Genomic DNA, 20,237 nt, shown 5'->3' with positions numbered 1-20,237 from the left:
GGCTGGTCCGCCCCGCACGCGCGGGGGACGGAGCACTGGACAGAACGGGACGAACCTGGGTGACCAGTGACTTCGGCACCAGCCGGTCGCTGGGGGATGGACCGGACTGGACCCTCTGACCTGCGGCGCGGCTGTTACGGTTCGCTGGGGCTGGGTCGTCTGGCCTGCCTCACGAACGTGAGGTCCGGGCCGTCTCCAGGAGTCCTCCTGTGAAGTCCACCACCGCCAGGCCTCTCGCCGTGGTCACCGCCGTGCTGCTCGTGTCGGCGCTGGCCGGCTGCGCACCGGATCCGATCTCCTTCAAGGAGCTGGATCGCACCGGCGACGTCTCGGCGAGTTGCGCGAAAGCCTTCGGCACCCCGGAGCAGGTTGGCAAGCACCTCGGCCTCGACCTGGTGGCGAGCACCGAGGTCAAGGAGTGCGCGTACAAGACCTCGGACGACGGCAGCGAGGTTGTCCTGCGGGTCACCACGGAGAAGCCAACCACCGAGTCCCCGTTCATCATCTCCGGGTCGGCCGGCGCGTACTACGTCGGCCTGATCGCGACCAGCGACACCACCGGCGGCACCTTGCTGACGGACGCGGCGCGCCCCAAGGCCCAGAAGTGGCTGGACGAATTGGCGAAGGCCGTCACCGCGTAGCACCACCTCGCGCGCGCAGTGCCCCGGCCCGGTAAATCCCGCCGGGGCACTGCTGTGTCAGGGCAGGTGCGCGGGCGGCAGCCGAACGGGGGCATCTTGCACAGGTAGAGCATGCAGGCCACCTTCGCTCTCGACCCGGACGCCCCACCGCTCACCCAGGCGGCGTCCCTCGCGCTGGCGCTGCTGCGCGCGGCCAAGATCCGCACCTGGGCCGAGCTCGTCGTCGACCCGGCACCGCTCGCCGCGGTGAGCGTCACCCCGGAGCAGATGGCGCTGCTGAACACCCACGCGGGCGCGTTGACGACGCTGCGGGTCGGACCGCCGATGGTCACCCTCGCCGTGTGCCCGGAGTGCTCGAGGTTCACGATCGTCTCGGGCCAGGCGGCCACCAGCTGCCCGTTGACCCTGGGCTGCACCGGCAAACCGCAGCGCGCCTCGACGGCCGCGCGGTTGAAGGCGGCACCGACGGCGAAGGATGCACCCGTCGAGACCGTTGACGCGGCCGGGCGAGCAAGGTCCGGCGACCCGCACATCCATCAGTCATGAGAGGCCGAAGCCCGCTGCGGATGATCGTCGCCGTGCTGCTGCTGCTCGCGGTCTACGGGTACGCCTACAAGACCGGGATCGTGGACAGCCTCGCGGCCGCGTTCGAGGTGGACAACCCGGGTCCGCTGCGCGAACCGGCTGGCCTGCACAACGCGGACCTGTCCGAGCTGAAGGCCACCGGCAAGACCGGCACGTCACCCACGGCAGCGAAATCCTTGGACGCGCTGGATGGCCTGCCGGTCGCCGGCAGGGCGCCCAAGACCGGGTACACCCGAGCCCAGTTCGGCGCCCCCTGGTCGGACGTGGACCACAACGGGTGCGACACCCGCAACGACGTCCTGCACCGGGACCTGACCACCGTGGTGCTCACCGGCGGCGCCTGCGTGGTCGCCACCGGCACCCTCGCCGACCCGTACACCGCCAGGACCATCGCGTTCGTGCGCGGCAAGGCGCCCTCCTCCGCGGTACAGATCGACCACCTGGTCGCGCTGTCCGACGCCTGGCAGACCGGCGCCCAAGCCTTGAGCGTCACCAAGCGCACCGCCCTGGCGAACGACCCCCGGAACCTGCTGGCCGTGGACGGCCCGACGAACTCCGCCAAGGGCGACAGCGACGCGGCCGGCTGGTTGCCGCCGAACAAGGCGTTCCGCTGCACGTACGTCGCCCGGCAGGTCCAGGTGAAGGACGCCTACCAGCTGTGGGTCACCCCCGCCGAACGCACCGCCATCGCCGACGTGCTGAAGGGCTGCTGATGTCTACCGACCGTGCTCGAGCGATCACCGCCGACCCGCAGTTCCAGGACGCGGTGCTGCGAGCCCTGCGCGGGGACCTCGCCGGGCTGACCGAGATGGATGACGAACACCTGCGGGTCGCGTCCCGGACAGTCTCGGTGCTCATCGCCGGGCGCGTGGTGGAGTCGGCGCCGTGCACCCTGGCCGGGGTGGCGTTCTGGGCCGAGCACGGCGCGCTGACGTTCGCCCCGGCGGACCCCTCGGGGCTTTCCGAGCTGGACCGCACAGCCGCGCGGATGATCGCCGTGGACGGCACCGCGCTCCTGCACCGCGACCACAGCGTGGCGACCCATGAGCTGTGGGCGGCGCTGCTGGGCTGTGTGCCGGTCACCTTGCACCGCAGCCTCACCATGCTGATCGCCGGGAAGTTCACCACGGCCCCCGAGCCCGCCACTCACGCCGGACCGCACCCGGCCGCCTCGGAGGACCGCCATGAGTGACCTGCTGCGTGTCGTCATCGTCGTGGTCATGCTCGGCGCCGCGGTCGTCGGGCTGCGCCACCTGGTGTCCGGGGTGATGTCCACCCTGACCGGGGTGCTCGTCCTGGTGGTCCTGGGCTGGCTGGCGGTCAGCGTCCTGGGCGTCGACGTGCCGGGGCTGCTCGCCCAGTTCCATCTCCCGCCGCTGCCCACCATGCCGTGGGCGAGCTGATGGGTGTCCGCGGCCGGGCGCTCCGGCGGGCGATCCGCCGCGAGTCGAACCTGGACGCGGCGATGGCGGTGATCGTCGTGGGAGGCGACGGCTCCTTCACCGTGATCCGGTCCGACGAGATGGACCGGGCCGAGTTCGCCCAAGACCTCGTCACCCTCGCGTTCGAGCAGATCGACGAGCTTTCGGGCGTGGGCGCACCGGCTCAGTGGGACCCGACCGCAGCCTGAGCCGACCCTCCGCCTGGCGGGGTCCGATCCGAGCGAAGAACTTGGTCGATCCGCGCCGCGATGAGGACGCGATCACCCGCACATCCACCGGTCATGAACACGCTGACCCGCACCGAGCAGACCCGCCAGCCGTCCGGATTTCCGGTCGGCGGCCAGTTCGCAGGCACGATCCGCCCCGAGGCGGACGTGTCCCTCCCCTTCGACGATGCCCTGGACGACGACGTCCTGGACCCGGTGGACGCCTCGCACGCCGACGAGGCGATCGACGAGCTGTCCACCGAGGCTCTCATCTCGTTCGCGCGCGCCGCCGTGCGCGGCTACGCCTTCAAGAAGGGCGTGCGGTTCGTCGGTGAGGACGACATGGTCCAGGACACCCTGGCTGCGGCCCTGACCAACCAGCACAACAGCAACGGCCGGACCGTGCTGACCCGTCCGTACGTGCGGGCCATCGCTTCGGGCATCGTCGCGCAGGCCGCCCGCGGACGGCTGCGCGCGGAGGACCGCAAGGCCATCGGGATGTTCACCAAGCAGCTCACCGACGCCGAGACCGAGCTGGACCGCAACTTGACCGGCACCGAGCAGGACGAGCTCGCCTCGCGGATCCGCGACGAGTGGCCCGACCCCCGCCACCGCCCGTCGGTGGACTTCGTCGCGCTCGCCCAGGTCCGCGTGCTGTCCCTGAACGTCATCGCCCACAACCCGGACGGACGTGACCAGACGCGCAGCCTGGCGGACACCGTGTCCGATTCCCCGGCGTTCTCCACGGACCTGAACGTCGACGACATGTCGGTGGACCCCGAGACCCCCACCGGGCAGGTGCTGTCCGGGGCGCGCGCCAACCGCGCGCAGAACCGGGCCGACGGCTGGGGGCTGTACGCGGGTCTGGCCGGTTTGCCGTTGGCCACCCCCGGCCACGTCCGCCCCCGCACGGCGACCGCCGCCCGGGTGTCGATGGCCGACGCCGGCGGGGTCTGCGCGGCGGCGCGTACCTGGCAGCACGGGGAGACCAGCGTCGCGACCGAGGCCCTGTTCGCGCCGTTCGCGGGCCTGACCGACGCTGCCCGCGACGACATCGCCGACGGACTGCTGGGCCGTGCTGCGTACGCCGAGGAACTGTGGGGCGCTGCCCTGTCCGCGTCGTCCTGCCGGGAGCGCTGAACCCCGCCCCGACCCGGCGATGACGGCGCCGATCACCGCACATCCATAGGGCGAAGGACACAGGGCGGCCACCCGGCCGTTTCTCCGCATGGTCCCTGGTGAGGCGCTCCTTGGCGCCTCCGTCACGGGCAACCTTGGAACGGAGCAGGACCAATGAAGACAGCAGCGGTCGATCTTGCAGGTGCGTGGTCGGGACTGTGGGGCCGCATCTCGGGCGCCTCGGGCGTTTCGGGGCTCATCACCCTGATGACCTGGGTCGGTGTCGGGATGGTCGTCTTCGCGGTCGTCAAGTGGGCGTGGAGCCGTCGCCGAGGTGGCGCCCAGGCCGGTCAGATCGGTTGGCCCATCTTCGTCGGCGCCATGCTCGCAGCGCCGGCCGCGGTGGTGCCCGCGGTGCTGTGGGTCTGCGACCTGGGCGCGAACGCCCTCGTGAACCTCCTGTCCTGACCGACCCCCGCCAGTCCACCACCGGTGGGCGTGAACCAACCTCGGGGGAACGCCCGTGAACAACCTGCACACCTTGACGGCCTTGACCGGTCGTAACGCCGGCGCGAACCGGACGATCATCGTCCAAGGTTTCGAAGCACGTCGACGGACCGTCGGCGTGGTCGTCCTCGGGGCGATCCCGGCCGTTGTGGTGACGCTCGCGCTGTGGACCTTGATCGGCCAGTACGCCATCCTCGCGCTGCCCGCGGTCGAGGGCGCGGTGTGGTGGCTGGTCGAGGTCCGCAGCCGCAGCGGCTTGCAGCGGCGCACCTACGAGACGCTGATGGACAAGAAGCGGTCCGACGCCGGGCAGTTCACCATGTGCGGGCGGGTGATCAACCCCGACCTGCACGAGCTCGGGACCGTGGTCGCCTCTTCGGTCCCCGCCACACCCACCACCAGACCGGCCGCCGCGACGCCGCCGCCCGTGACGGCGACCGCGGCGGCCGGTCTGGTTCCCGGTGCGTCCCAACCCGTTGACGACCTGTTCGGAGTGCAGCGATGAGCCGGTTGTGGCGCGCCCTGGCCGGCGCACTGATGGGTGCCCTGTTCGCCGTGATGCTGACCGCCGGGGCTGCCTCCGCAGCGCCGATCGGGCCCGGGGACCCGTGCCAGAACGACCCGGTCATCCTGTGCGGCTCGAGCGTCGGGGCTGACTCCGACCTGCTGCCGGTGAACAGGTGGGGCACCGCGACGGGCACCATGCACTCCCGGCTGAGCGAGAACGCCTGGGAGGACATCCCCGCGAAGATCCAGCGCAATGGCACCTACCCGGTGCTGATGAGCTTGGGCAACGCCATGTGGTCCGGTGGCACCGGCATGACGTCGGCGGCCATCCAGATGAACATCCTGAACTCCGCCGGCGAGGCTGCCGACAACGCCGCCGGCACCCTGGGGCACTCGCTGGTGTCCTCGGGTGTCCTGGCGCTGGTGGCGGTCATCGCCATCGGTCGCGCCTTGTGGAAGGTCGCCCGCGGCCAGGGCGGGGCGCCGTGGGCGACGCTGGCCAAGACCGCCGCCACCGTGGGGCTGTTCGTGGTGATGGTCGCCGGCGCGTCCGCGTCGACCACGACCTCCGCTGGGGTGTTCCAGCCCGGCAAGATGTCTCCGGGCTGGTTCGTGGTGACCACCAACTCCGTGCTGTCCTCGTTGGCGTCCGCGCCGGCCGCGGCCATGACCAGCAGCGAGACCGGGGCGGGGTTCACCTACGACGCCACGGCCAAGGGTGACCTGTCCTGCGCCCAGTACGTGACCTTCATGAAGAAGGAGTACGCCACCGCGAACCCCATCACCAAGATGTCGGGCTCGATCCCGCTGGTGATGTCGGGGATGTGGGAGGCGACCGGCATGGAGGTGTGGGCCACCTCCCAGTTCGGTGCCGAGAACCCGTACGGCGACTTCGCGTACTGCCGGCTGCTCGAGCAGCAGAGCGGAACACCCCCGGCGCTGCAGCGGACGATCACCAGGATGGCCACCGACAACAAGGTCGCCGACGAGTCGAGCCTCGGGTCCCTCGCGTGGGAGACGGTCGATTCCAACCAGGAGGACCGCACGATGGTCGCGTGGGCGCAGTGCCGCCCGACCAAAGACGGGAACTGGCAGCTGGCTGACGGCTGGGAGAAGGTGACCGCCAACGACGGGCGCGACCCGGCTGAGGTGTTGAAGAACTGCGCGGACTGGTGGGCCAAGCCCGCCGCGTTCCACGACGGGGACACCTTCGCCGACGGGCAGTCGGGGTTCAACTGGGACAACGCCAAGGAGATCAAGGCGGACTCCGGGGACCCCCGGGTCAAGGACTACTTGCTGACCTTGCAGGGCCGCACCGGGGTCGTCTCGGCGTCCCTGGCGATGGTCTACTGCTACGTCTTCTCCTCGGTCATCATGCTGGTGGTGTTCGGGCTGATCTCCGGGGCCATCATCGTGGCCAAGGTCGCCGCCCTGGTGATGATGCTCGCCACCTTCATCGCGCTGCTGGTGTCGCTGTTGGGCGAGGGCAAGGCGGGATCGTCCATCGGGAAGTTCTTTGGCCAGTACGTCGGGATGAGCCTGTTCGTGTTCGGCATTCAGCTGATCTTCGCGTTCCTGACCTTGATCACCTCGATGATGGTCAAGGCTGGCAACGACATGTTCGGCCCGGGGTCGATCATCTCGATGATCTGGACCGGGTTCTCCCCGGTGGTCGCGGTCATCGTGCTGCACATGATCTTCACCAAGTTCTTGAAGGTCCCGTCCCCGTTCTCCCTGACCGGCGCCCAGCAGTGGGGCGCTGCGGCGTCCGGCGGCGCAATGGGCGGAGCTGTGGGCGCCGGGGTGATGAGCCGGATGAACCAGCTGCGCAGCCGTGGCGAGTCCGCTGTGCTGCGCTCCGGGGGCCGGGCAGGTATCAAGGCCTTGAACACGGTGACGAACGGCCGCCTGGGCCGTGGTGCCAAGGCCCGACCTGGGGCGATCACCACGAGCGGGCAGGGTGGCGGGAACGCGGCAGGAGCGGTTGTCGCACCGGGCGCGTCCAACGCGGGGCGTCGCGGCGCGCGCGGACTCGCCAACGAGGGAGCCGCCGCTACCGTTCCGCTCACGCCGGAGCAGAAGCGGGCCGCGAAGAACGCCGCCAACCTGGCCGCCGCAGGCCGCGGCGCCAAGAACACCGTCGCGGGCCGGTACACCGAGGGGGTCAAGGCCCGGATCCGGGGCGCCGAGGGTGCGTTCGGCGCCAACCCGGTCGGCTCTCGTTGGGACATGGCCAAGCGGATCGCGGGAGGCACCGTGCGCGGCGGCGCGAAGGCCGTCGGGGCTGGGGCCCTGATCGTGGGCACCGGCGGGCTGGCCGCGCCGGTGATGGCTGCCGTGTGGGGCAAGAACCGCGCCAGCGCGCACCTGAGCAAGGTCCGCAGTGCGCGGGAAGGGGCGATCGGCGCCCACGAGTCCCGGCAGGCGGCGGACACGCTCGCCCGCAAGAAGGCCGCCGACCGGGCCAAGACGCTTGAGCCTGCGGTCCGGTCGCGACAGACAGCCGGGCGGACCGCAGCCGTCTCCGGCCAGCAGGCGCCTCAGGCCGACCGCGTGGACGGCGGCCGGACCCGAGCTGGCGAGTCCACCTGGGGAGCCAGTTCGGGCGGCCCGCGCCGCAGCAACGGCGAGACCGCGCCCGCGTCGTCGTCGATGGGACTGGACTGGTCGTCCTTCGGGGAGGACACCAAACCCAGCCCGGCTGAGGCGGCAGTGGCGGGCCGCCAGGAAGACCGCCCCGATCGCAGCGGTGCTCCAGTCGCGCCGCTGACGGAATCCAACCAGGGTCGCCCAGGCCCGAAGCCCGCCGCGCCGGGCGTGGGCGTGCGGCCTGAGGGCCGACGGGTAGCGGGCAGGAAGCCGACCCCCAAACGCGGCGGCGAACGCAAGTTCGGGCGCTGATCGGCCGGCGCCCCGAGGACATCTCGGGGCGCCGCACTTCATCCAGTAGAAGAGGGGGCAGCGATGACCAGCACCGAGACATCCAATGGCTACTCTGGGGCGGCCGCCGAGCACGCCCGTCAGCCTGGAGGGGTTCCGTCCGGCGGGCAGTTTTCCACCGCCACCCGCCGGGAGCCTGACGTGACGCTCGCCCATTTGTCCGACGCGGAGTACAACGCGGACGGAACCTTCGAGTACCCACCGATCCCGCGGTCGGTGGAACAGCTCGTCGCGTTCTGGTCCCGGGTGCGAGTGCCTGACGCGGTCATGGCTCGGGTCCGAAGCGCCTACCGGGAGAACTGGTCGGAGTGGGCGGACGCCCGAATGGTGTTGTGGGTGGCGGACAACCCCGAGCCGGACGGCAGGCGGCTGCTCACCTCGGAGAAGAAAGTCGCCGAGTGGGACGCCCGGTACGAGGCGCAGGTGGCGCTACTCAGAGCGGAGCGATCCGACAGCCTTCCCGCCGTGCTTGCCCGCCCGTTGATCCGCGCCGCCCAGATGGACCGGTTTGGGCAATGGCTAGACGACCAGGCGCAGTACGACCAGGTGCTCGCCACCGAAATCGACCTAGGGCAGGACGTACCGTTCACGGCGCGGGAGACCCTCGAGGAGTGGCACCTGGACGAGCTCCCGGAAGCGGCGTTCGAGGATGCCGGCAACTACGCAGGCATCAACGCGGCGCGGACCCAGGTCAAGCTCACCGAGCTCGTGGAGTTGCTGTCGCGCGACCAGGAGTAGAAAGCCGGGCCTGAGGTCGATTTGAGCCCCTCACCTGGGGGATCGTTACCGTGGGAGGACTTGGCGTTCCTCCGCGTGCAACGAAAGGCTTTCCCGATGCGCAGCACGGTCATCACCCTGGTCGACGACACCGACGTCACGCAGGCCACCGCAGCCACCCAGACGGTGCAGTTCGGGCTCGACGGGCAGGCGCTCGAGATCGACCTGTGCGACGAGAACGCCGCCCAGCTGCGTGGCAGCCTGCAGCGGTTCGTGGCCGCGGCCCGGCGCACCGGGGGCCGCCAGGTGCGCGGGACCGGCCAGCTGGGCTGAGCCTCCGCGAGGGCCGGTGACGAACCCTTCGCCCGATCGTGGGCGGGGGTTCGTTTCTGCGCATGGTCCAGGGCATGAGCGGTGTCTTCACAGCCCCACCCGGCAAGGTGCCCGACGAGCCGGCCGCCAAGCCTGCCAGCCCGACTGCAGCCAAGCCCCCAGCAGCCGGTGCCGGCAAGCCTGCCAGCCCCGCCACGGGCAAGCTCCCGACAATCGGCGGTGCGGGCAAGAAACTAGCTGGCCCCGCCGGGCGGTTGGGTGCCCTGCCCGGAGGCAGGACCGCCGGCGCAACCAGCAAGGTCACCGGGAAGGCCGGTGCCGTCGCGTCCACGGCCCGCACCCTGACCGACCCGGACGCCACCGGCAAGGACAAGGCGATCGCCGGCGCCGCGGCAGCGGCCACCGCCGTCGGAACAGCCGTGGGCTCCCCGGTGGTCGGCCAGGTCGCCGGGGCGGTGGTGCAGTCCAAGACGGGCCGCAAGCTGTTGGCCGGCGTCGGGGTGGTCTTCGCGCTAGGCCTGGTCATGGAGGCGATCACCGTCGGGTCCGCCGTGGAGGCGGCGATGATGGTGGTCACCACGACCGACCCTGTTTCGGTCCCCGTCGGCGGCGGGATCTGCGGGGCGACCGGGACCGACCCGGCGCTGAGCGCCGATCAGCAGGCCAACGCGACCGCGATCATCAACACGGTCACGGGCCGCGGCCTGACCGCCGACGACGCCACCATCGCGATCATGACGGCCCTGACCGAGTCGGGCCTGGTCAACGTCGGTCACGGCGACCTGGCGGGCACGGACTCCAGGGGCCTGTTCCAGCAGCGCAACTCGTGGGGTCCGCGCGAGGTCCGGATGGACCCGGCCGGGGCGACGGGGCTGTTCCTGGACCGGCTCACCGCACCGGCGCTGAAGCTGTACCGCACCCCGACCCTCGTCAACGTCCCCGCCGACGCCCGGGCGACCTTCGCCCCGTGGCTGGCGGCGCAGTCGGTGCAGATTTCCGCGTTCGACGACGGGTCCAACTACAAGGACAAGTACGCCCAGGCCGTCGGGATCGTCACCAAGGTCGCCGGGTCGGCACCGCCCAGCGCGGGCAAGTGGTCCGAGGGGACCACCGGGACCGCGCCCAGCGGGTACGGGACCATCACCACCCCGGTCGTCACCACGCCGGGGGAGCCGGCCCCTGGCTGCCCGCCGGTGGTCGGGGGCACCGGCCCGGGTGCCTGGGGCGGGTACGCCAACGGGCAGATCCCGCTCACCGCGCTGACCCAGATCCCGTTCTCGCCGTCCAACTACCTGCGTTCGGACGCGGCCGCGGACTTCATCGCGATGAGCGCCGCGTTCCGGGCCGAGTTCGGGTACGAGATCGGCATCACCGACGGCTACCGGACCTTCGCGCAGCAGGTCATCTTGAAGGCCGAGAAGGGCGCGCTGGCGGCGACCCCGGGGACCTCCAACCACGGCTGGGCCGTCGCGGTGGACCTGGGCACGTTCATCAACACGTTCGGGTCCCCGCAGCGCAACTGGATGGTCGCCAACGCCCCCCGCTTCCACTGGCTCAGCCCGGACTGGGCGCAGGTCGGCAACTCGCAGGGCCACATCCCGGAGGCCTGGCACTGGGAGTACAACGCACCGTCAGGAGCAGCAGCATGAACGGTCGACTGATGGTGGGCGGAGTCGCCGCGGCGGTCGCGGTGATCGTCGGGGTGGTCGTGCTCGGGCCGTGGGCCGGCGACGAGCCGGTCGCGCCCGAACCGACCCTCGGGCCCGTGGTCACGTTGAGCCCCGGTGCCAGCGCCGCGCTGAGCCCGACCCCCACGCCGACCCCTACCGCGACGGACCCGCCGGGCAGCGGGAAGGACGACGACTGGTTCGAGGGGCTGGCCGCGACGTTGACCCCGCAGGAGGACGCCGCGTCCACCGCGTTCGCCGTGCAGGTGGTCACGGCGCTGACCACCCAGACAGTGGGGGAGGACCGGTACGCCCGCCTGAAGCCGTTCTTCACGCCCGACTCCTCAGGCCCGGCGCAGGCAGGCCCGGCCGAGAACAACCCCGGGGCGACGGCCAGCCCGGTGGAGGTGAACTGGACGAAGGTGTTCGACCCGCACGACCCGCAGCGGCTCGGGCTGCTCATCTCGGTGCAGTACGACATCTCCAAGCCCGGCGGGGAGGGGCGGTCCACGTTCGGCTCCGGTGACGTGGAATGGAAGCTGGTGCTGGCCCGTCACGGCGCCGGGTGGCTGGCCAGCGAGGTGCGCCTGGTCGCCTCGAGCGACACCTGAGGTGGCCCTGCGCGAGGATCGCGCCACGCCGCACATCTATAGGACATGAGCCCCGCACCCCAGCAGCCGACCGTGCCGAACCGTGTGTCAGCCGGTGCGCCCGCCGGCGGCCAGTTCGCCACCACGACCCGCACCGAGACCGGCACGACACTGCCCGCGCAGACGCCCGGCAACGTGCTGCTCGACCTGGCCGACCAGGCGTTCCCGCCCCTGGCGGAGACGAGCTCGGTGACGGTGATCTCCCGGGTGGCCGCCCAACGCGCTGCGCGCCTGGTGCTGGCCGGCCTGAGCGACGACGAGTTCTTCAACCGCCACTGGTACGGCATCGAGTCCGCGGCCATGCAGCACCAGCGGTTCGCGGACGACAAGGACGGCTCCGAGGCGGAGGCCGCTTCCCCGGCGGACACCATGGGCGTGAACGAGCGAGAGTTCTTCGGCGCAGACGGACCGGACCGCGCCGGGGAGAACGGCTACGCCGGGTACGACTACGCAGGGTTCGCTGAGGCGATCGCCGAGGAGTGGCGCATCGAGCTGCAGGAGCGGATCGGGCGGGCGGTGACGGTCAACGACCAGGCAGCGACGGTGGCTGCTGCGGCACCCGCCGAGACGGCCGCCTGAGGCCCAACACGCAGGTCAGCAACAAAAAGAGTGGGCAGTGTCAGACCCTCTGTGTATGGTGTGTACATACAGCCAGTCCGACACGGATCTGGCGCCAGCGAGGAGCACCTCATGTCACGCATGGAACGCACGGAGCGGGCCACCGGCCTCAGCTTCGCGCTGCCCGTCGCGGACGCGTGCTACCAGCTGATCGCCGGCAAGCCGGGGACCCAGTGGTTGCCCAATCGCCACTCCCAGGACGCCCGCGGGGCGCCGTGATCTGACCAGAGCACCACACCTGGCCCAGCATCACGGAGCCGCTTCGGGAGTCATCCCGGGGCGGCTCTTCGCATGCCAGGACCCCGCACCAACCCACCAGCGATGCGCACGGGCCACCTCCGTCCGCACATCTGCACTACGTCCTCCACGGAGGGCGACAACTGAACATGGGGATGTAGCTCAGATGGCCAGAGCACCCGGCTCCAACCCAGGCAAGTCGCAGGTTCGAATCCTGCCGTCCCCGCGTATCCCTCCCGCGGGAGCAGTGCATGAGCACCACCGAAGACTTGAGAACTCAACAGCGAAAGATGAAGTACCACGCAGCCGCCGGCCTTCGCCAAAGGGCCGGTGCACCACAACCCTGCGTGGCAACGACGTCGTACCCGGCGGGCACCCACGAGGCGCTCCGTCAAGGATCCGCGAGGCTCTGCTCGCCGGGGACGACATCGTCAACGCACGCGTCGATATGCAAATCCGGATGGAAGCTGGCTGGCCGTAAACCAGTCCCCGCGAGGGCCTTGGGGGTTCAAATTCCTCTCGACTCACAAGCCCGCCAGAGCTCATCTGGAAGCGCGCGCCTAGCTCAGTGGCCAGAGCGCCTCGTTCACACCGAGGACGTCACAGGTTCGAACCCTGTGGTGCGCACCGGCTGAAAGCTCACCCGCCTTCTAGGGGCGGGAGAGCACCCGACAGCCTCAACAACATCGGGGGGTACCTGAAGCCCAATGGCCGGGCAGTCCGGGTCCAGCACGCCTGATCGTCCCGAAGGGTCGCAACCTTGGGAGGGCGTGCCGGGTACCGGCATATGTGTCGCAGTTTCATCTGGTGCGCTACTGGGGTCGGGCTGAACATGGCGGGAGCTGTCGCGCGTCGATGCAGGTCAGAGCCGACCGCCGACTCTTGGCGCCATTCGCGGTACCACTACCAGTACCAGACCCCAAGTTCGCACATCCGAGGGCCGTTGGTGGGAGAGTCAGGTAGTTGGACCTTCCTTGGCCCAACGTGCGGCAGGACGCGCCGTATTCGGTGCACGCTGAACGCGGGGCTCGGCCCCGGGGACAGACTGGCGATAATTGTCCGACCACGGTTCTGAGGACGGTTCGAACGGATCCTGCGGCGTTGCTGCCGCGTTCGAGGACTTGTTCCTGTCCACCGACGTCGTTGAGGAGTTCCTCAGAGAACTCGTTCTCTCCGCCGCTACCGCGGTCGGCGGTCAGGTTTCGACCGCGATCACCCTGGAGTTGTGCGGCCGCCCGGTCACCCGCGCCAGCAGCGATGAACGCGCCGCAGAGTACGACGAGGTGCAGTACGCCTACAACGAGGGGCCGAGCCTGACCGCGATGCGCGCCCGGATGGTCATCTTGATCGAGGACGTCGCTCGCGACGAACGCTTCAGCCAGTATCGGCCCCGCGCGCTCGCTCTCGGGCTGCGGTCTTCCTTGTCCTGGCCGCTCGACGGCGGGGACCGCTGCGTGGGGGTGTTGAGCTTGTATTCGCCCCGTGCGCACGCCTTCGGCCCTGACGAGTTGGCTGACGCGCAACGTTTCGCAGATGAAGCCTACAGGGCGCTGAGCATGACCCTGCGCTTGGTCCACAACATCGAAATCACCGAAGAGTTGCGTACGGCACTGACCTCAAGGACCGCCGTCAACGAGGCGACCGGGGTCACCATGTACGAGCATCGGTGCGACGCCGAAGTGGCGTTGGCCCTGCTCCGTGCCGCTTCGCGCGACCGCAAGCTCTCACTTGACCTTGTCGCCTCCGAAATCGTGATCGGAGCGAGCGGAACGCCTCCCCTGGACGGGTTCCGATTCCGAGTCTGACGCCGCTGCGTGTGACGCCCTGGAGCATCGTGGACGAGGCCGTTTCGGTGAAGACACGCACAGATTTGCCCAAAGCCGCCGGCCGACCGCTCTTGTTTCTCATCGCTGCCGCGGCGACGCCGCCCGGGGGAGCAGTTCGGGCGACCGCGGTGGTCGCTCGCGAGGCGAGCGACCACCGCCGTTGGTCGGGTGGTTTCTTGCCGATCCGCTTCGCGGTCAGTACCCTTTGTAGACGGGTTCGCGCTCCTGCGCCGCGGCCAGGCTCGCCTCCTAGAAGTCCGAGCTCAGGGCACTGAGCGCGAGGTAGTCGCCCTCGATCTGGAAGTACGTGTCCATCGAGTACTCGTGCAGCCGGTTCGAGATCTGCTTGATGTGGTTGATCCCGACCGGCGACTTGGCGGCGATCTTCTTGGCCAGCTCGCGGGCCCTCGCGTAGGCGGACTCGGCGGGGACCACCTGGTAGACCATTCCCAGATCGGCAGCCGTCGGCGCGTCGACCGGCTCCCCGAGCATGCAGATCGCCTTCGCCCGCATCGGGCCGACGAGGCGCTGGAGCGCCCACAGCCCGCCCGTGTCGGGAGTCAGCGCATAGTCGACGAACAGCTCGTGGAAGTACGCCTTGTCCGACGCGATGACGATGTCGCTCGAGAGCAGCAGGTTGCAGCCGCCGCCGAGACACCCGCCTTCCGCGAGCCCGACGATCGGAGTCGGGATCGTGTACATCTTCTTGATCAGATCGGAGATCTCGAACATGACCTCACGCGCCGCTGTGAGGTTCTTGGCGAGCTTGGTCTTGATGATGTCCAGGTCGCCGGGTCCGAAGGACACCGGCCCGGTCCCGCGCAGGAGGATGATCCGGACGTCCTCGTCCCAGTGGGCCCGGTCCAGGGCGGCGCCGAACTCGTCGATGACCTGTTCGGAGAACCGGTTGAGGTTCTCGGGGCAGTCGAACGTGATGGTGGCCACGTGGGCGTCCTTCTCGTACGTCACGACGTGGTCGAACTTCTTCTGGTACGGATACACGACAAGCCACTCCTTCGGGGATTGACGAACCGGTCAGGTCAGCGCGCGACGATGGTCGGATGGGTGCCGGCGACGATCGCCGCGGTCCTCCCGGTAATCGCCGGGTTGTACCGCGGATGGGTGAGGATGTAGAAGGTGCCCTTCTCGAGCTCGCTGATGATGATGTCGACCGCCGCGTCCACGGGGAGGCCGGCGGGCATCGACTTGGTGACCACCTCGAACCGCCGGATGTAGTCCTCGGTGCGGTAGTACGGGTCGTCGGCGTCGTACGTGCTCGGGTCGCGGTGCCGCAGGCAGTTGTCGAGGTCGGTCTGGACGACGGCGGGGCAGATGACGTGCGCCGTGACCTTCGCGCCGGCCGCCTGGAGCTGCAGGTCGAGAACCTCGGTCAGCGACAGGGCGGCGAACTTGCTCGCGACGTAGGCCGGGGCGTTTTCCACCGTGAGGAGCCCCGCGATCGAGGCGGTGTCGATGATCCGGCACTCGGTGTCCTGGGCGATCATCCGCGGCACGAACGCCTTGATGCCGTGCAGCATGCCCTTGACGTTGACGTCGAGGAGCCAGTCCCAGTCCGCGAGCGGCTGCTCCCACATGGTGCCGACCGTGATGACACCGGCGTTGTTGAAGAACAGGTCGACGTGGCCGTAGGTGGCATACGCCTGCCGGGCGAACTCCTCCATGGCGGCGGCGCTGCGCACGTCGAACACGGAGTCGATGACGTCGACTCCCTTTGCCTCGAGCTCGGTGCGGAGTTCCGCGAGGTTGTCGGCGTCGACGTCGACGAGGGCGAGCCTCGCCCCCGCGCACGCAAACCGCCGGGCGATCTCCTTGCCGAGACCGTTGGCGGCGCCGGTGATGGCCACGACCTTGGTGCTGTAGTCCTGCATGACTTCCTCCTCGTGAGGGACTGAAAACCTGGGGTTCGAGAGCGTTCGAGGGCCGCGAGCTAGGCGAGCCTCTCCTTGATGAGACCGGCGATGACATCCATCAGCGCCTCGACCGACGCGCCCCCGATCGCCATGACCTTCGCGTCGCGCCAGTACCGCTCGACGCCGGTCTCCACGACGGTGCCGACGCCGCCGAACAGCTGGATCGCCTCGCGCGCGACGTACTCGGAGACCTCCGCGCCCTTGACCTTGAGTAGCCGGCCCTGCGCCAGGCACAGGTCGCCGCGGTCGCGTTCGGCGTAGGTCGAGTACACGAGCGCCCGCAGCGACTCGATCTCCCCGTACATCCGCACGAGCTTGTGCCGGGTGACCTGGAACCGGTCGAACATCGTCTGACCCTGCTGCGCGCGTTCGAGGCTGTAGGCGAGCGCCATCGCGTACGCGCCCTCGGCGATCCCGAGCCTCACCGGCCCGCAGCTGAGGAACTCCGCGGTCGCGCTGACGAACATCGCCTCCAGGCAGCCTCCGAGGGGCCCCAGCAAGTTCTCCTTCGGAACCCGGAAGGCCGTGAACGTGACGGATCCGGTCGCTGAGCCGTGCCAGCCGAGCTTGTGCTCGGGTGAGCCGACGGCGACGCCTGAGGTCCCGGCGGGGACGAGGAACGTGCTGATCCCGGCCTTCGTGACCGGCTCGATGTGGTCCGCGGTGACGGCCACGACCACGTAGACGTCCGCGACGCCGATGTTGGAGATGAGGACCTTGCAGCCGTCCAGCACCCACTCGTCACCGTCGAGGACGGCACGGGTGCTGAACTCGGCCTGGTTGTCGCCCCCGACGGCCTCGGTCGACGCGCAGGCGAGCACGGTCTCGCCGGTCGCCGCCGGGACGAGGTACTGCTTCTTCTGATCCGCCGTGCCGAGCATCTCGATTAGCCCGCCGGCCAGCAGGCTGTGCGCGCCCATCGCCACCGTGAGCACGGGCAGCGTCTTGGCGATCTCCTCGAGCGCCAGGGCGTTCGTCGTCTGGTCCGCGCCGATGCCGCCGAACTCTGCGGGAACCGTCAGTCCGAGCAGGCCGAGCTCGCCGGCCCGTTTGAAGAGGCCGAGCGGAAACTTGTCCGTCCGGTCGACCTGGAGGGCGAGCGGCGCGACCTCGTTCCTGACGAACTCCCGGACGCTGGTGAGGATCGCTTCCCTGTCCTCGGTGAGATACCACATCGTCGTGCTCCTTCGCGTGATGGCCTGGCCCCCGGAGGTGCCGGACGGACACGTCAAGGCTCGCGTTGTGCAGGTACGCCGCAGGGGTGTTTCGTGGTGAGAACGCGACCGATCGTGGTCCGTTCCGGACATCGATCGACGGCGCAGGGTGCGACGGTCAGGTGCGCAGCGAGGCGCGGAAGATGCCCGGCGAGATCTCGGTCGCGCGGGTGAAGAACTTGCAGAAGTTGGCCGGGTCGACGAACCCGAGCCGTCGACCGACGGCGGCCACGGAGAGGTTGGTGTAGGCGAGCAGCCGGCGTGCCTCGAGGACGAGGCGCGCGTCGATGATCTGCTTCGGGTTCAGCCCGGTCGCCTCGATGCTCGCACGTTCGAGGGTCTTCGAGGAGTACCCGAGGACGGCGGCGTAGGCCCCGACGGTGTGGATCGACGCGAAGGACCGTTCGACCATGGCGAGGAATGCCTGCGCCACCGAGTGCGGCTCGGTGGGTCGCCCCGAGCTCAGGGCCGGTGCCTGGCCGATGCGGATCAGCAACGCCCGGAGCAGGAGTCGGAGTATCGCGTCGCCCTGGGCGAGGTGGGGGCCGGTGGGACCGAACACGTAGCGCTGGTACTCGCCGTCGAGCACCGCGAGGTGTGCACGGATGTCGCCGACGTCGTCCGAACCGAGGAGCCACGACGACGGACCGGTCCGCAGGGCCGGCTCGTCCCCGACGAACGCGTCGGTGAAGCAGACGACCGTTCCCTCGACGGCGGGCGGCTTCTCGTGGACCTGGCCGGGGCGAATCCACAGCAGGGATCCGGGTTCGTGACGATGGATCGTGAGGTCGACCTGCTGATGCGCCGATCCGCCCGCGCACAGGATGACCACGTGGAAGTCCGCCCGCAGCAACTCCCCGGAGCGGGCCCGGTCCATGCATCCGCCGGTCGGCCTCAGCGGCGCGATGCACACACCGAGGTCGGCGCGAGTCGGATGGACAGCGTCGAGCCTGCCAATGGTCTGCTGCGGTGCAGCCATGACCCGAAACTAGACGACCGGCGACCGGGAAGAGCGGGACCATCGGCCCTCGCAGCGGGGCCCGACGGCGCCGCGCACACGGGGCGTCTTGTGTTCCGACGTCGTGCGCTACCAGCAAGCGGGGACGGGCCCGCATTCGAGGATGCAGACGATTTGTCAGGGTCGACCGGTTGGTTGCGAGGTAACGGTGACCCTGACCGGGCGGCCGAACACGGGCACAAGCGCCGCAAGCCACGAACTCGCCGACCAGCAGCGGGCGCCCCGCCCACCCGGCCAGAGCACCAGGTCGTCGCGCAAGTACAACAAGCCGACACCGAGTGCAAGGACGCTGGCGACAGCGAAGTCTGAGCCTGCCCCCAATTCCCTCCGCACCCGGCTCCGTGCCGGGGTCGTCTCCATCGCGGCGACCCGCCGTTGCCAGCGACGCACGTCAGAGCGGAGACGAGCCTTGAACACTGGCTCGGGGCTACGTCATCGTCACCGACCTCCAAATCGATGAGCCCACTCGACACAAGCGACATCGTGTCGCACCACTTGGAAGTGCTCCTCGAACTGGAGCCAATTGGTCCTCAATAAACCATATTGTCCCAGGTAAGGAGCGCCACGATATAATTCGAGGCACACACTGGCCCAAAACCTCGCTGACTGCGTGTTCGATTCCGTCGACTACAAAGGCGAACGGGATGGCGGCCGCGAGTGCCGCGCGCATCGGTGCGTCGTTCTGCCGGGTCGTGGCGAGGGCGGGCTCTTCGAGGTCGGTGTCGATCAGCTCGGCGATCCTGCGCAGGATGGCGGCCCGCTCTCGGGAGTCGTCTCTCGCCAGGCGGACAAAGCCTCGCGCACGGCGTCGAGCGATCCCCCGACGCGCTCCGAGTCGGGGCGGGCGACCTCGCAGAACGCCTCCATGATCGCGAGGGCGACATCGTCGGCGCCCCCCGCGGGGCTAGCCTCGCGGGGGTGGCGAAATTCTCGTCGCCACGGCGCAGGTCGACGACGCTGCCTGCGGTTCCGGGGATTGCGTGCACGGTCATGGGAGCCTCCGGCTGAGTGGTGCGCAGGCCGCTCAGCGAGTTGACCGGCCCACGTTGCGGACGTTGCTGGCGCCCTTCTCAGTTCGACGCTATTCCGGTCCGATCCGCCGTTGAGGGTCCAAGATCCCCTTCTCTCGACGCGGGTGAACGGGGTCGGGTCAGCCTTTGGCTCGGTTGGTGGGCGCCAGTTGGCCGCGGATGTCGTGGATGATCGCGCTGACCTGTGCCAACGCGACGGCCTTCTCCCGGAAATGGTGCGCGCAGAAGGCGAGCGGGCCGTCGACGGTCATCACCATCACGTAGGCGCCCTGTCCGCAGACGTCGCACCGTTCGTGCGCCATGTCCAGCGGCACGGGCACGATCGGTGCCGGTGCGCCGGGCGCCGCGGCGCGCATCCTGGTCATGGCGACACCTCGATCGGGGCGATCAGGCGGGGAACCAGATCTGAAGGGGCTGGCCCGTCCGTGACGACCCGGGCCCTGCGGTGCAGGTCGCCCGGTCTCGGGTGGATCCGTCTGCGCCGATCAACGCGGGGCGGGTATGTGCGCATGAGTCCGTTCCTCCAGCCCGTGTCATCGACTCCAACGTCATCGACTTCAACCCTATTCCGACGTTATGCCGGCCTGATCTGCCCGCGAGGGACCAAGATCCCTTCCCGCCGACCGGCGCCAGTGCGAGCGATAGGCGTGACATGCCCGGTGAGCCCGCCCGACCACACAGCCGGCTGCGCAGGAGCGAACCTACGGCAGTTTCGTGCATGCGGTCAGCAGTTCGCCGTCCTCGAGGTCGATCGCGTCGGGGTCGCATTCCCCGTAGATGTCGATGAGGGTGCCGTCGGGGGCTTGGGCGTACGCGTGGCGCAACTCATGGGTCACCGGCTCGTCGTGGTCGTCCCAGCTGGACGCCATGGTGTGGGCCACCACCGGCCAGCCCTGCCGGGTCGCGATCGCCACGGCCAGCGCCAGGCACTGCCCGTTGCGGTAGACCCACCGGGCGTTCTCGTCGAGCCGCCTCGGCGTGAGTTCGACCGCGCGGCCCCAGGCATCCTCGACGTCCCGCGTCCCGCGGTCAACGCTCGGGTCGAGCC

At 69.7% G+C, this 20,237-nt stretch carries 23 protein-coding genes and 2 tRNA genes; 19 read left to right on the top strand and 6 right to left on the bottom strand.

The features are described from left to right. Positions 1–209: 209 nt before the first annotated feature. From VIM26_RS01470 to VIM26_RS01380, 19 genes are all read left to right on the top strand, one after another. Positions 210–641, top strand: a complete 432-nt coding sequence (locus VIM26_RS01470; protein WP_331948536.1) for a hypothetical protein — start codon at positions 210–212, stop codon at positions 639–641. Between the two features lie 111 nt (positions 642–752). After that, the gene (locus VIM26_RS01465; RefSeq protein ID WP_331948535.1) at positions 753–1,187 is read left to right on the top strand and encodes a hypothetical protein; all 435 of its coding nucleotides are present in this window, start codon (positions 753–755) and stop codon (positions 1,185–1,187) included. After that, positions 1,184–1,939, top strand: coding sequence for an HNH endonuclease family protein (locus VIM26_RS01460; RefSeq protein ID WP_331948534.1), 756 nt, complete (start codon positions 1,184–1,186; stop codon positions 1,937–1,939). Before VIM26_RS01465 ends, VIM26_RS01460 begins: the two co-directional genes overlap by 4 nt. Continuing rightward, a complete protein-coding gene (locus tag VIM26_RS01455) occupies positions 1,939–2,418 on the top strand; it encodes a hypothetical protein (protein ID WP_331948533.1) in 480 nt (159 codons plus the stop codon). The genes VIM26_RS01460 and VIM26_RS01455 overlap by 1 nt, the downstream gene beginning before the upstream one ends. Beyond that, entirely contained in the window at positions 2,411–2,629 is a 219-nt protein-coding gene (locus tag VIM26_RS01450; protein WP_331948532.1) for a hypothetical protein, read from the top strand. Before VIM26_RS01455 ends, VIM26_RS01450 begins: the two co-directional genes overlap by 8 nt. Further along, positions 2,617–2,856: a hypothetical protein gene (locus VIM26_RS01445; RefSeq protein ID WP_331948531.1), complete on the top strand. Its 240-nt coding sequence runs from the start codon at positions 2,617–2,619 to the stop codon at positions 2,854–2,856. Before VIM26_RS01450 ends, VIM26_RS01445 begins: the two co-directional genes overlap by 13 nt. Before the next feature lie 93 nt (positions 2,857–2,949). Continuing rightward, a complete protein-coding gene (locus VIM26_RS01440; RefSeq protein WP_331948530.1) occupies positions 2,950–4,014 on the top strand; it encodes a hypothetical protein in 1,065 nt (354 codons plus the stop codon). A gap of 153 nt (positions 4,015–4,167) precedes the next feature. Then, on the top strand, positions 4,168–4,461 hold the full coding sequence (locus tag VIM26_RS01435; RefSeq protein WP_331948529.1) for a hypothetical protein: 294 nt from the start codon (positions 4,168–4,170) through the stop codon (positions 4,459–4,461). A 55-nt stretch (positions 4,462–4,516) separates the two neighbouring features. After that, entirely contained in the window at positions 4,517–5,005 is a 489-nt protein-coding gene (locus tag VIM26_RS01430; RefSeq protein ID WP_331948527.1) for a hypothetical protein, read from the top strand. After that, positions 5,002–7,908 (top strand): hypothetical protein, encoded by a 2,907-nt coding sequence (locus VIM26_RS01425; protein ID WP_331948526.1) that lies wholly within the window; start codon positions 5,002–5,004, stop codon positions 7,906–7,908. The genes VIM26_RS01430 and VIM26_RS01425 overlap by 4 nt, the downstream gene beginning before the upstream one ends. 63 nt (positions 7,909–7,971) lie before the next feature. Beyond that, positions 7,972–8,685 (top strand): hypothetical protein, encoded by a 714-nt coding sequence (locus VIM26_RS01420; protein ID WP_331948525.1) that lies wholly within the window; start codon positions 7,972–7,974, stop codon positions 8,683–8,685. A gap of 96 nt (positions 8,686–8,781) precedes the next feature. Then, positions 8,782–8,997, top strand: a complete 216-nt coding sequence (locus VIM26_RS01415) for an Lsr2 dimerization domain-containing protein (RefSeq protein WP_331948524.1) — start codon at positions 8,782–8,784, stop codon at positions 8,995–8,997. Positions 8,998–9,071: 74 nt separating this feature from the next. Next, a complete protein-coding gene (locus VIM26_RS01410) occupies positions 9,072–10,646 on the top strand; it encodes a D-alanyl-D-alanine carboxypeptidase family protein (protein ID WP_331948523.1) in 1,575 nt (524 codons plus the stop codon). Next, entirely contained in the window at positions 10,643–11,275 is a 633-nt protein-coding gene (locus VIM26_RS01405) for a hypothetical protein (protein WP_331948522.1), read from the top strand. The genes VIM26_RS01410 and VIM26_RS01405 overlap by 4 nt, the downstream gene beginning before the upstream one ends. Positions 11,276–11,320: 45 nt before the next feature. Further along, positions 11,321–11,893 carry a hypothetical protein gene (locus VIM26_RS01400; RefSeq protein ID WP_331948521.1) on the top strand — a complete coding sequence of 191 codons (573 nt, stop codon included), beginning with the start codon at positions 11,321–11,323 and terminating at the stop codon, positions 11,891–11,893. 111 nt (positions 11,894–12,004) lie between these two features. Further along, a complete protein-coding gene (locus VIM26_RS01395; protein WP_331948520.1) occupies positions 12,005–12,151 on the top strand; it encodes a hypothetical protein in 147 nt (48 codons plus the stop codon). Positions 12,152–12,320: 169 nt separating this feature from the next. Next, positions 12,321–12,395 (top strand) — tRNA-Trp (locus tag VIM26_RS01390). 328 nt (positions 12,396–12,723) lie between these two features. After that, positions 12,724–12,796: transfer RNA gene (locus VIM26_RS01385), tRNA-Val, on the top strand. A 428-nt stretch (positions 12,797–13,224) separates the two neighbouring features. Further along, the gene (locus VIM26_RS01380; RefSeq protein ID WP_331948519.1) at positions 13,225–13,974 is read left to right on the top strand and encodes a GAF and ANTAR domain-containing protein; all 750 of its coding nucleotides are present in this window, start codon (positions 13,225–13,227) and stop codon (positions 13,972–13,974) included. A 270-nt stretch (positions 13,975–14,244) separates the two neighbouring features. On the opposite strand, the gene VIM26_RS01375 is transcribed toward VIM26_RS01380, so the two are convergent. From VIM26_RS01375 to VIM26_RS01350, 6 genes are all read right to left on the bottom strand, one after another. Continuing rightward, entirely contained in the window at positions 14,245–14,997 is a 753-nt protein-coding gene (locus VIM26_RS01375) for an enoyl-CoA hydratase/isomerase family protein (protein WP_331948518.1), read from the bottom strand. A 38-nt stretch (positions 14,998–15,035) separates the two neighbouring features. Continuing rightward, on the bottom strand, positions 15,036–15,884 hold the full coding sequence (locus VIM26_RS01370) for an SDR family NAD(P)-dependent oxidoreductase (RefSeq protein WP_331948517.1): 849 nt from the start codon (positions 15,882–15,884) through the stop codon (positions 15,036–15,038). A 59-nt stretch (positions 15,885–15,943) separates the two neighbouring features. Then, positions 15,944–17,101, bottom strand: coding sequence for an acyl-CoA dehydrogenase family protein (locus tag VIM26_RS01365; RefSeq protein WP_331948516.1), 1,158 nt, complete (start codon positions 17,099–17,101; stop codon positions 15,944–15,946). A gap of 157 nt (positions 17,102–17,258) precedes the next feature. Next, the gene (locus tag VIM26_RS01360) at positions 17,259–18,017 is read right to left on the bottom strand and encodes an AraC family transcriptional regulator (protein ID WP_331948515.1); all 759 of its coding nucleotides are present in this window, start codon (positions 18,015–18,017) and stop codon (positions 17,259–17,261) included. 1,291 nt (positions 18,018–19,308) lie between these two features. Next, the gene (locus tag VIM26_RS01355; RefSeq protein ID WP_331948514.1) at positions 19,309–19,554 is read right to left on the bottom strand and encodes a DUF7455 domain-containing protein; all 246 of its coding nucleotides are present in this window, start codon (positions 19,552–19,554) and stop codon (positions 19,309–19,311) included. Positions 19,555–19,890: 336 nt separating this feature from the next. After that, on the bottom strand, positions 19,891–20,237 hold a 347-nt coding region (locus tag VIM26_RS01350), incomplete at its 5' end, for a hypothetical protein (RefSeq protein ID WP_331948513.1).

The sequence above is a fragment of the Pengzhenrongella sp. genome (assembly GCF_036565025.1).
Classification (GTDB): domain Bacteria; phylum Actinomycetota; class Actinomycetes; order Actinomycetales; family Cellulomonadaceae; genus Pengzhenrongella.
The sequence above is the reverse complement of the archived record's forward strand: the minus strand, read 5'-3'. Positions and strand labels throughout refer to the sequence as shown.